Origin of the sequence: Candidatus Tenderia electrophaga, from assembly GCA_001447805.1 — a bacterium.
Lineage (GTDB): Bacteria > Pseudomonadota > Gammaproteobacteria > Tenderiales > Tenderiaceae > Tenderia > Tenderia electrophaga.
Genome location: CP013099.1, coordinates 2,542,129 through 2,553,893 on the forward strand (window position 1 = coordinate 2,542,129; position 11,765 = coordinate 2,553,893).

Genomic DNA, 11,765 nt, shown 5'->3' on the forward strand with positions numbered 1-11,765 from the left:
AAGTTTGACGTTCCTTCACACCGTTTCAGTCCGCTGCCACCAGCGTCTGCGACCGCGTGGCGATATGAATACCCTCCAGTCGCGTGCGTTTGAGCAACAGCGCGTTCACCGCCACCAGCGCCGAGCTGCCGGACATGGCCAGCGCCGCCACCTCCGGGCTGATCACCAGCGGGTAGAACACCCCGGCCGCCGCGGGAAAGGCGATGACGTTGTAGGCCACCGCCCAGAACAGATTCTGGTGCATCTTACGCAGCGTCGCCCGCGACAGCTCGATCGCGCCCAGCACGTCATGGGGGTCACTCTTCATCAGCACTACGTCGGCGCTCTCCATGGCTACATCAGTGCCGGCGCCGATGGCGAAACCCACGTCGGCCTGGGTCAGCGCCGGGGCGTCGTTGACGCCGTCGCCCACCATGCCGACCTTCTTGCCGCTGCGCTGGAGTTCCTTGATTTTGTCCGCCTTCTGCCCCGGCAATACATCGGCGATGACGGTGGCGATGCCGAGTTCCTTGGCAATGCGCTCGGCGGTGGCCTGATTGTCGCCGGTGAGCATCGCCACCTCCACGCCGCGCTCGCGCATCTTTTTCACCATGGCGGCGGCGGTAGGGCGCGGCGCATCGGCAATGGCGATCAGGCCCATCAGCACACCGCCGTGGGCGACGTGCACCACGGTCTGACCAGCGCCCTGCAAACGCGCGGCTTCATCCGTCAGCCCCGCCATATCGATCCGCTCTTCGTCCATCAGGCGGCGGTTACCCAGCAACAGGGTTTTTCCGGCCACCTCGGCGCGGGCGCCCTTGCCCTCGAGGTTGGCGAAACCGGTCAGCGGCTCCAGCTTCAGCCCCTCGGCCTTGCGTTGAATCGCCTGAGCCAGCGGATGGTCGGAACCCTGCTCCACCGTGGCGGCCAGGCTCAGCACAGCGTCCTGATCCGCATCGAGCCGCGCGACGACCTCGACCACTTGCGGCTCGCCCATGGTCAGGGTGCCGGTCTTGTCGAACACCACGACATCGAGCTTGGTAGCGTCTTCCAGGGCCGAGGCGTTCTTGAACAGGATGCCGTTCTGGGCCCCGAGGCCGGTGCCCACCATCACTGCCATAGGCGTGGCCAACCCGAGGGCATCGGGGCAGGCGATAACGAACACGGTGATGGTCAGCGTCACGGCGAACAGCAGGGTCTGGCCGATCCACCAGAACCACGCCGCGAAGGTGAGCAGACCGATGACGATGGCGATCACCACCAGCCATTGGGAGGCCTTGTCGGCCAGGAGCTGCGCCGGGGCCTTGGAGTTCTGTGCTGCCTGCACCAGCTTGACGATCTGCGCCAGCGCCGTATCCGCGCCTACCTTGGTGGCGCGGTACTTGAAACTACCACTCTTATTAATAGTAGCGCCGATGACCGTATCGCCGGGCGTCTTGCCCACCGGCATGGATTCACCGGTGAGCATGGACTCGTCCACCTGGGATTCGCCCTCCAGCACCTCGCCGTCCACCGGGATCTTGTTGCCGGGGCGGATCACCACCACGTCATCTTTCAGGACCTCGGCAGTCGGAACCTCCACTTCCTGTCCGTCGCGCTGCACCATGGCCTTGGGCGGGGCGAGATCCATCAGCGAGCGGATGGCGTCCGAGGCCCCGGCGCGGGCGCGCATCTCCAGCCAGTGACCGAGCAGAATGAACACCAGCAGCACCGCCACCGCCTCGAAGAACTGCACCCCTTCGAAGAAGAAGGTCGCGCCGAGACTGAACAGGTAGCCGGTGCCCACCGACAGCACCACCAACACCGCCATGTTGAGCACGCCGTTTTTCACTGCGCGCCAGGCGGCGACGAAGAACGGCCAACTGGGCCAGATCACGGCCACAGTGGCAAGAAAAAACAACCATTGATTGAGCGGCAAACCGAGCGGCGGTGCCGGCGGCGTGAACATCCCGCCCATCGGAGAGTAGATAAAGATCGGGATGCTGAACAACAGGCAGACCCAAAAGCGATTGCGCATGTCACGCACCATGGCCTGCATGTCCATGCCGCCACCATGGCCCATCTCGTGGGCCATCGCGTCCCGGGCGCCGGCGTGCGCGGCATGTTCGGCGGGTTGCGCCGCTTCGCCATGGGCCGCGTGCGCGCCACCGCCAGGCATGGGCATGGCCGCGGCATCGCCCGGTGGATCCTCGGCTGCGCACACATGTTTCGGCAGCCGTTCCCCGGCGCAGTGATAACCGCACTCATGCACCCTGGCCTTGATGGTCTTGATATCGACCGCCGTCTCGTCATAGACCACCGTCGCGCTGCCGGCGACATAATTGACCTCGGCTTTTTTTACGCCAGGCAGTTTTGTGAGCTGCTTCTCCACACCGCGGGCGCTCAGCGCCGACAACAGCCCGCCCACTTCGATGATACTGGTCTTCATAGCGTCAAAATGCTCCGGTAGACTGCCACTTCGACACGATGCTGTGTCGTGCGCCGCAGATGATCACACATAGCCTCAAGGGCATCAGGTTCACCGTGCACCAGCTTGATGGCGGTGTTCTTGGCGAGGCGCGATTGCTCCAGCCAGTGCTGAATGTCGACGTAGTCACCGTGCCCCGACAATCCATGCATCACCTCCACCCGGGCCTTGATAGGAATCCATTTACCGTGAATTTTTACGCTTTCAGTACCTTCCAGCATTTTCGCACCACGGGTACCGCCAGCCTGATAGCCGGTAAACAATACGGTGGTGCGATGCTCTTTCAGCAGGCGTTTGAAGTGATGCAGGATGCGGCCGCCAGTGGCCATGCCGCTGCCGGCGATGATGATATGCGGATAATTCAGTTCAGCCAGCGCCTTGGAGTCCTCCATACTGCGCGTATAGGTGGCCACATCACACATCTGATGGCACTGGTCATGGCTCAAGCGGTGCTGGCTGGAATACTGGCAGTAAATATCCGAAACGCTGATGGCCATGGGGCTGTCCAGGTAGACCGGCATCCTGGGTATCCGGCCTTCCAGCGTCAGTGTTGCCAGCATGTGTTGCAGCGCCTGGGCACGGCCCACGGCGAAACTCGGGATCAGCAGTGCGCCGCCCTGCCCGGCCGTCTCGTTGACGATCCCGGCCAGTTGTTCGAAGGGGTCGGCAGCGTCGTGGCGGCGGTTACCGTAGGTGGATTCCAGCAGCAGCAAATCCAGTTCCGGCAGCGGTTGCGGCGGGTTCATCAACATATCGTTCGGCCGGCCCACGTCGCCGGAAAAACCCACGCGCTTGCCTTCGGCTTCGACGATCAGGCTGCCGGCGCCCAGGATATGCCCCGCGCCCTGCAAATGCAGCGTAATATCGCCCACCGTAAAGGTTTCGCCGAATTCCACCGGCTCGAACAATTCGAGAGAGCGTTCGGCGGTGGCGCGTTCATACAGCGGCTGCGGTGATTCATGCTTGCTCAGCCTGTGACGGGCGTAGTACTTAGCGTCCTCTTCTTGAATATGGCCGCTGTCCGGCAACAAAATGCCGCACAAGGCCTTGGTGGCGTGATGGGTGTAAACCGGCTTGCGATATGCGTTCTTATACAGCACCGGGACGTTACCGGAGTGATCCAGATGGGCATGGGTCAACACCACCGCGTCAAGTTTGTCGATATCCAGTGGCAAGGGCTGCCAGTTGCGCTCGCGCAGCCATTTGTAGCCCTGGAACAGACCGCAATCCACCAGTATCCGGCTTGTGCCGCTTTCCAGCAGGTATTTTGAACCGGTTACCGTTTCGGTACCGCCCAGAAAGGTGATTCTCATTCTGACTCTCCTGTTCCCGTTCTGCGGGAGGTAACACATGGCGCAACGTCCGATAACAGTCTCACAGACCCCGCAACAGCACACAGAACCTGTTCAGACATCTCCGCTTCCAGCGTGATGCACTGCACTTGGAAGGTGATCTGGCCCGCATTTCTCACCACTGTCACCTTGCATTCTCCAGCACGGGATTGTGCCAGCCGCCATCTGCCGCGATGAGCGCGTCCGCTGCCTTGGGCCCCCAACTGCCGGATGTGTACGCGAAGACCCGAGGATGCTTTGTCAGCACAGGATCGACCACCGCCCAGGCGGCCTCAAGACACTCCTCACGGGCGAACAGCGCGCCGTCACCGGCCATGGCGTCCTCCAAAAGGCGTTCGTAAGGCGCTTGCTCCTCCGGCTGCTCGTCCAGCAGGAAGAGCTCGCGCTGGTCGCCGGTGAACTCCTTCCCTGGCCGCTTGACGCGCGCGGCCAGGGCGACGGCGGCACGGGGCGAAAGCCGAAAGCGCAAATAATTGGCGCGCCCGTTCGCGGGCGCCGAATCGTCAAATAGCCGCTGCGGTGGCGGCTTCAACTCGACCAGCACCTCGGCTGCCGTGGCGGCCAGACATTTACCAGTACGCAGGTACCACGGCACCCCTTCCCAGCGCCACGAGTCAATGTACAGCCGCAGGGCGCAGAACGTCTCGACGTCCGAGCGTTTCGCCACGCCCGGCTCCCGGCGGTAACCGGCGTACTGGCCGCGCACCAGGTCGTCGGGTCGCAACGGGCGCATGGCCCGGAAGACCTTGTGTTTTTCGGCGTGCACGGCGCCATAGTCCTGATAGCCCGGCGGCTCCATGGCCAGCAGCGCGACGATCTGGAATAGATGATTCTGGACAACATCACGCAGCGCGCCGGCGCTTTCGTAAAACCCGCCGCGCCCCTCCACTCCGAACGCCTCGGCCAGCGTGATCTGGACACTGGCGACGTAGTTGCGGTTCCAGATCGGCTCCAGGAACGTATTGGCGAAGCGGAAATAGAGGATATTCATGATCGCTTCCTTGCCCAGGAAGTGATCGATGCGGTAGACCGCTTCTTCCGCGAACATCGATCGCAGGACGCGGTTGAGTTCCCGCGCGGATGCCAGGTTACGTCCAAAGGGCTTTTCGACGATAACACGCGCATGCTTCGCCAAACCTGTGTCCCCGAGTCCTTTAACGACCGTCTCGAACAGTGAGGGCGGGATGGCGAGATAGTGCGCCGGGCGGCGGGCCTCGCCCAGCGCCTGTTTGAGTGCGTCGAAGGTGCCAGGGTCGTTATAGTCGCCGCTGACGTAGCCGAGCAGGGAGAGCAGCCGGTCGAGGGCCGCCTTGTCATCGATCTTGCCGGATTGTTTTATGGCGTCCCTGGCGTGCTTGCGCAGTTGTGCCGGACTCCACTTCGAAGCGGCGACCCCAACCACCGGTATCTTGAGGGCACCGCGTTTGGCCAGCGCGTAAAGCGCCGGAAAGATCTTCTTGCGTACGAGGTCGCCAGTCACACCGAAGATCACCAGTGCATCGGAAAGCGGCACAGTATTACCGTTGGTCTTGCCCATTTCAAATGATTCCATTAATAAATCTCATCGCATCCACCGAACTCATAACGTATCAACTGTAACTAACCGCGCGATAGATACCGGTACTCACAGCTAAACAATATACCGGTCCCAGCCCGCGTAAGAATCCTTGATCTTCCCGCGCGGAATCGCCAATGCTATCAGCAGCAGGCCGCAGATCACGCCGTTCCAGACCGCCAGCGGCGAGGCGATGCCGTCGAGCAACCAGGGTGCGGCGATCAACCAAATGCCGAACGGAATGTTGATGAAGCGCGTGGCGCGGCCGACCTCGGCCAGGGCGATAATCGAGAACGTCACCACCAGCAGCCCGACCAGATGATCGCTGTCGGCCATGGCGCCGGCACTGTCGAAGGTGACCCGGGTAAACGTGAGCCAGACGCCGATCGCGATACTGAGCAACAACGTCCAGGGATAGGTCACACCGCGGGTCGCCTGCGACCACTGCTCGCGGGGCGTGGCGACCAGCCCCTTGGCGGTGTCGTCGCTGCCGCCGTCCATCGCGTCGCCGGTCCAGAAGGTGCGCCAGAACGGCATGCCCTGCTTGCGCGACCAGGCCAGGAACTGGCCCATGGCCACGAACTCGTTGAGCGAATAGGGGATCATCACCGCCATCGCCAGGGCCGCGATCAGGCACAGGGTGCACCAGGTGCCGATCACGATCGGCTGGATGATGACGAAATAGATACTGACGACGCCGAGTGGCAGGATCAGAATGGCCAACCCCAGCACCATCCACGGCATGGTGCGCCAGCGGTCCTTGCCGGCCATCCAGACCATGACCAGTTCAAGCATGTAGACGATGCCACCCAGGGCGCCATCGGCAATCGGCCAGGCCTTGGAGACATCCGAGGTGATGATCAGCTCGGTGCCGTTCATCCCTCCCGCCATCATACTGCCACCGACGAAGAACGGCTCCCACACGCTATCGATATGGCCGAGCTGATAGGCGCCCAGCACGCGGGCGATGAGAAAGCCGATCAGCGCCAGCACCGCAATCGGCAGGCGCTGCAGCCAGGTTGATGGGCAGTAGGCCCAGCCCGGCGGCACGTCCGGTTTGCCCATCATACCGGACATGCTCATGCCGGGCATCATCGGGATCAGCACCGCCAGCGCGATCACCAGCCCACCGACCAGCGTGCCGTTGGCATAGGCCTCGGGCAATGGCGTCCAGAACACCAGCGGTGCGAACATCAGCCACAGACCGACGAAGGCATTGGCCCACTGCGCCCAGGGATTGCGGCGCCACACGTCCGCAGAGAGCACACTGAAGACGATCACCAGAATGCCACTGATGACATCGCTCCAGGTCATCAACAGGTTGCGCAGTTCAAATGATGGCAAATCACGCTCGGCCATGACCCGCAACTGGTTGGCATCGGGGGAGAAGTCGCTCATATAGCCGAGCGTGAACGGGCTGGTCAGCAGCCACAGGCCGAGCATCATGCTGAGATAATAGGGCCAGAGCATATTGCGATGGCTTTCGACCATCATGTCAATCTCTTCACCTTTGCTTGGTTTCGACGCGCCGCGCGGCACCAGCACCATGCCGCACTTGGGGCAACTGCCCGGTTCGCTGCGCACGATCTCCGGGTGCATGGGGCAGGTGTATTCGGTCGCCTGGCCTTCACCGGACTGGGCATGCTGATGGCCGGCGCGCGCGTCCTGCGCATCAGGTTCGCGGTGTTCGTCATGTGCGTGATGTTCGCCGTGGCCTTCGGACGAAGCGGTGCGCCGTTCCAGCGCCATGCCGCACTTGGGGCAACGGCCGGGTTCGCCGCTCGCGACCTCGGGGTGCATCGGGCAGGTGTACTCGGTCGCCTTATCTCCGCCAGGCGCCGCATGCTGATGCCCGGCGTGTTCGCTATGTCCACTATGCTCACCGTGTCCTTCAGACGAAGCGGTGCGCAGTTCCAGCGCCATGCCGCACTTGGGGCAGCGGCCAGGTTCAGTGGCCTCGACTTCGGGGTGCATGGGGCAGGTGTACTCGGCCGCCTCCGCCGCGTCGGCGGTTTCCGCCGGCTCCAGCGCGGTACCGCAGCGCGGACAGTTGCCGGGCGAAGACTGGCAGACCCCAGGGTGCATCGGGCAGCTGTGCATCGCGCAGCCCGGCGAAGGTTCGGCCGCCGCCATGGCGGGAGCGGTGTCGCCGCCGTGCGCGTGCTCATGCCCCGTCGCCGGGGCTGCCGCGTGCTCGGGATGAGCACCGTGTTCTGAATGGGTCGTATCAGCGGACTGTTCGGGGATTTCGGGCAAGGCGTCCTTTTCCTTGCGCCTTTTTAACGACGCGGGCGGCTCCAGGCCGTGCTCGCGGTACCAGCCGAGCGGGTCGGCCTTCAATGCCGTGACCATTTTCGGCAGTGTTTTGCGCAGCGAACGCTTCGGCTGCCAATCCAGCAGCGTGAGGGCGCGGCGGATGTCGAGGGCGTAGTGGTCGTTGGCCCGGTCGATCATCCACGGCTTGATGAACTGCTCCTTACCGGGGATGAGGTCCTGCGCCCAGGCGCCCACCTTGGCGATGAGCCCGGGGACGTTGTGCGTCTCACGGGACTCGCCGTGGAGCAGGCGCATGAAGGTGTGCTGCAACTCGTCGTAGCTCAGCGTCTCCGGCTCGCCGATCAGGATCGCCACTTCCGGCGGCAGTTGGGCACGCCGCTCGATGGCGTGCTCGATCGCGTCCACCACGTCCTCTAAGTGGACGAAGGCCTGGCCGTGCGAGGTCTCGCCGGAATAGAGGTGGCCGGCGAGCTGGCCCTCGTAGATGCGCTGGATCTGGTGCGCCAGCGGCGGCGAATGGCAGACGTCGTCATAGACGCCGGCGAAGCGCAGGATCACCGCGGGAATCTCGCCGCGCTCGGCGTGAATCACTTCCTCGGTGCGCACCTTCGACGCCGGATAGGCCCAGGTCGGCTCCAGCGGCCAGTCCTCATTGATGAACTCGCCCGGCTCGCCCGGGCGGTGCACGAGCATGGTGCTGGAGAAAATGAACTGTTCGACATCGAAGCCGCCCTCGCGCAGGCCGCGCAGCAGGCGGCGCGTGCCCTCGACCGTGATCTCGTCATATTTGGGACTCGGCTTGCCGAGGAAATCGTAGTACGCCGCCAGGTGCACCACCGCGGCGATGTGCGTACCATGGTGTTCCCTGAGGACGCGAAACCCCTCTTGCACGCTCTCATCGGAAGTGATGTCAACGGGGATCGCCACGCAGTCGGGCGGCGGCGGAGAGGGCGCCGTGCGATCGAACCCGATGACATCGCTGAAACGTCCGGTCAGACGCCGCATCACCGCACTGCCGATGCGTCCACTGGAACCGGTGACCAGTACGATTTCTCTTTTTTGTTTCATGGTTGCGACTCCTTAATAAGACGATAAACTCTGCAATTCACCCCAGATGACGGCACAGGCCACATTCCATCCGCTAATACATATAACCCCTATCTGCGCTGGTGACCTGTCTTCCCCCGCCCGGTTCTGTATCATGCGCCAAATCGCCTCACAAAATACGGAACCCATGACGCCGATTCCCTCATTGCGACGACTTCGCCGCTGCCGTCGGTAACGTTGTCCCCTGCGATCCCGGCGACGCTTGCAGTGTCTTCAAGTCCTGCTCGCCCAAGGTCTCCTTTTGCAGCAGCAGACGGGCGCCCTGTTCCAGGCGCTCGCGCTGTTGGGTGAGCAGCCGCACCGCCCGATCGAACGCCGACTGCACGATGTCATGCACGGCGCAGTCGATATCGCGCGCGGTCTCTTCGCTGTACTCGCGCGCGTGCGGGAAGACGCCGGGCACCTCCAGGAACGCCGGCCGGCTCGATTCCAACGAGACGTGGCCGAGCTTTTCGTCCATGCCGTAACGCATCACCATGCCGCGGGCGATGTCGGTCGCCTTGGCGAGGTCGTCGGCGGCGCCGGTGGAGAGATGGCCGAACACGACATGCTCCGCTGCCCGGCCGCCGAGCAGCACCGCCATCTTGTTCTCGAGTTCCTCGCGCGTCATGAGAAAGCGGTCCTCGGTCGGCCGCTGGATGGTATAGCCCAGCGCGCCGATGCCGCGTGGGATGATCGAGATCTTGTGCACCGGGTCCATATTCGGCAGCCCCATGGCGACCAGCGCATGCCCCATCTCGTGATGCGCGACCACCTCGCGCTCCTTGGGATTGAGCAGGCGGTTCTTCTTCTCCAGACCGGCGACGATGCGCTCGATGGCTCGGGTGAAATCGTCGAGAGTCACCGCGTTGGCGCCGCGGCGGGTGGCGAGCAGCGCCGCTTCGTTGATCAGATTGGCGAGATCGGCGCCGGAAAACCCGGGCGTCAGCGCCGCGATCTGTTCCGGGTCGACATCGGCGTCGAGGTGTACCTTTTTCAGGTGCACGTTCAGGATCTGTACCCGGCCGATCTTGTCCGGGCGATCGACCAGTACCTGACGGTCGAAGCGCCCGGCGCGCAGCAGCGCGGGATCGAGGATCTCGGGGCGGTTGGTGGCGGCGAGCAGCACCAGGCCTTTCCCCGGATCGAAACCGTCCATTTCCACCAGCAATTGGTTAAGGGTCTGTTCCTTTTCGTCGTGTCCTCCCATGGGGTTGGCGCCGCGGGCGCGCCCGAGCGCGTCCAGCTCATCGATGAAGATGATCGCCGGCGCCTTGCCGCGCGCCTGCTGGAACAGATCGCGCACCCGCGCGGCGCCGACCCCCACGAACATCTCGACGAACTCCGAACCGCTGATGGACAGGAACGGCACGCCCGTCTCCCCGGCGACCGCGCGCGCCAGCAGCGTCTTGCCGGTGCCCGGTGGGCCGACCAGCAACACCCCCTTGGGGATGTGCGCACCCAGGCGGCCGTATCGCCCGGGTTCTTTCAGAAACGTGACGACCTCCTTAAGTTCTTCCTTGGCCTCGTCCACGCCGGCCACGTCGTCGAACGTGACCTTGGTATCCTTTTCCATGTAGATCTTGGCCTTGCTCTTGCCGATCTCCAGCATGCCCATGCCGCCACCGGCACCCCCCATGCGCTTCATGAGCAGTCCCCAGATGGCGAAAAAGATCACGGCGGGCAAAATCCATGACAGCAGCGTACCCATCCAGTTGCTATCGATACGCCCGGTGAAGCGCACCTTGGCGGCCTCGAGTTCCTTGACCAGATCGGGATCGTTCACCCGCACGGTCACGAATGGATGCGCTCCCGGCTCAAACTTCTTCAGCTCCGCAAGCTTTTCCGCCGGCAGCAGGGTTTCAAGTCCTTCATTCCTGAGCGTCCCTGAAATCGTTTGCTCGCCGATGGCGACGTCTTCGAGCTTGCCGGCGCCGAGCAGCGCCTTGAAGCTGCTGTAGGACAGCGTCTCGGCATGCGGGGCAAACAGGAAATTCTGCAGCACCAGAATTAGCAGCAAGGCGAAAACGAAATACCAGATGGAGAACTGTTGCTGGCGTGGTTCCATGGAATTATTCCCCGTCAGGCGCCCCATGCAGGTTATTGCAGAAACGCTTGAGTCCGTTGTAGAGCGGGCAGAAAACCAGTCCGGCATAGACCCCGTAGAGAAAGCTCTCCACCAGCCCAAGCAGGAAGCCCCACCATGTCAACCACTCGAAGGCAGGTAGCACCTGTTCGAGAAACTCATGCATGTGCAGGCTCTGCGGCGTCACCAGGCCGTACACGACGCACGTCGTAAACATGACCGCGCCCCACAAACCCAGGACCCAGGAAACCAGTTTTGTGTTAAGCATAGCGCCTTCCTCAGTGTTGATGCCCTGAAGGGTTCTTCGGGCCTGTTTTATCCGGACCGGTCTCGCCAGTGTCCGGCTTATCCGGGGCGTCATGTCCGCCATGCCCACAGCCACCACCATGGCCGCTATGTCCACCACCCCCACCGTGACCGCCGTGACCAAACAGGTGCATGCCCACGAACAATATGCCGATCAGCACCCAGAACCAGTTTTGCGCAAGCCATTCCATAAAACCCCCCTTGCCCGTATTCGGCAAACTATCAAAACACCATATCCTATCTCCATAGTGCAACACCCAGGTCAAACCTGCTCTTTAATGACGCGCTTATCCCAACGACTGCCAACGGTGATGAAACATGTACGTCAACAACAACGTCGTTTTTCGTCAAAATACTGCGCTGAATATCAGGTTCAACAACATCCTCCTTTATGCCCAGCCCCGCCTGTTTGCTTCTGGCCATACGCCTGCGGCGAGGCCTTGAACTTGTCGTGACAGGAGGCGGAGCAGAAGTAATAGGTCTTTCCCTCATGCTCCTGCTGCGCCGCTGCGCTTTTCTTCTCGATCTCCATACCACATACTGGATCTTTCACCATGACACTCTCTCCTCTGTTACACGCCCAAAGTGCGGGCGCCATTCTGAACGTGCCACCACCTGCAATGCGTGTGCATTGCCACAGTGGCGACCCATCCGCCA

General features: G+C 62.6%; 7 protein-coding genes and 1 pseudogene. All 8 read right to left on the reverse strand.

Features of this window, described 5'->3' with window-relative positions:
- Positions 1-25: 25 nt before the first annotated feature.
- A complete protein-coding gene (locus tag Tel_11730; GenBank protein ALP53752.1) occupies positions 26-2,407 on the reverse strand; it encodes an ATPase P in 2,382 nt (793 codons plus the stop codon).
- A complete protein-coding gene (locus tag Tel_11735) occupies positions 2,404-3,759 on the reverse strand; it encodes an mRNA 3'-end processing factor (protein ID ALP53753.1) in 1,356 nt (451 codons plus the stop codon). The genes Tel_11730 and Tel_11735 overlap by 4 nt, the downstream gene beginning before the upstream one ends.
- Before the next feature lie 163 nt (positions 3,760-3,922).
- Positions 3,923-5,335, reverse strand: a complete 1,413-nt coding sequence (locus tag Tel_11740) for a glucose-6-phosphate dehydrogenase (GenBank protein ALP54849.1) — start codon at positions 5,333-5,335, stop codon at positions 3,923-3,925.
- Positions 5,336-5,428: 93 nt separating this feature from the next.
- Entirely contained in the window at positions 5,429-6,847 is a 1,419-nt protein-coding gene (locus tag Tel_11745) for a dTDP-glucose 4,6-dehydratase (GenBank protein ID ALP54850.1), read from the reverse strand.
- A 666-nt stretch (positions 6,848-7,513) separates the two neighbouring features.
- Positions 7,514-8,698: pseudogene (locus Tel_11750) on the reverse strand (nucleoside-diphosphate sugar epimerase).
- Between the two features lie 181 nt (positions 8,699-8,879).
- Positions 8,880-10,784, reverse strand: a complete 1,905-nt coding sequence (locus tag Tel_11755; protein ALP54851.1) for a cell division protein FtsH — start codon at positions 10,782-10,784, stop codon at positions 8,880-8,882.
- A gap of 4 nt (positions 10,785-10,788) precedes the next feature.
- Positions 10,789-11,070 (reverse strand): hypothetical protein, encoded by a 282-nt coding sequence (locus tag Tel_11760; protein ALP54852.1) that lies wholly within the window; start codon positions 11,068-11,070, stop codon positions 10,789-10,791.
- Positions 11,071-11,481: 411 nt separating this feature from the next.
- Entirely contained in the window at positions 11,482-11,706 is a 225-nt protein-coding gene (locus Tel_11765) for a hypothetical protein (protein ALP53754.1), read from the reverse strand.
- Positions 11,707-11,765: the final 59 nt, after the last annotated feature.

What these genes read in the sequence shown, in the direction of transcription:
- Tel_11730 (ALP53752.1), bottom strand. Translation starts at nt 2,407, where the DNA reads ATGAAGACCAGTATCATCGAAGTGGGCGGGCTGTTGTCGGCGCTGAGC.
- Tel_11735 (ALP53753.1), bottom strand. Translation starts at nt 3,759, where the DNA reads ATGAGAATCACCTTTCTGGGCGGTACCGAAACGGTAACCGGTTCAAAA.
- Tel_11740 (ALP54849.1), bottom strand. Translation starts at nt 5,335, where the DNA reads ATGGGCAAGACCAACGGTAATACTGTGCCGCTTTCCGATGCACTGGTG.
- Tel_11745 (ALP54850.1), bottom strand. Translation starts at nt 6,847, where the DNA reads ATGATGGTCGAAAGCCATCGCAATATGCTCTGGCCCTATTATCTCAGC.
- Tel_11755 (ALP54851.1), bottom strand. Translation starts at nt 10,784, where the DNA reads ATGGAACCACGCCAGCAACAGTTCTCCATCTGGTATTTCGTTTTCGCC.
- Tel_11760 (ALP54852.1), bottom strand. Translation starts at nt 11,070, where the DNA reads ATGCTTAACACAAAACTGGTTTCCTGGGTCCTGGGTTTGTGGGGCGCG.
- Tel_11765 (ALP53754.1), bottom strand. Translation starts at nt 11,706, where the DNA reads ATGGCGCCCGCACTTTGGGCGTGTAACAGAGGAGAGAGTGTCATGGTG.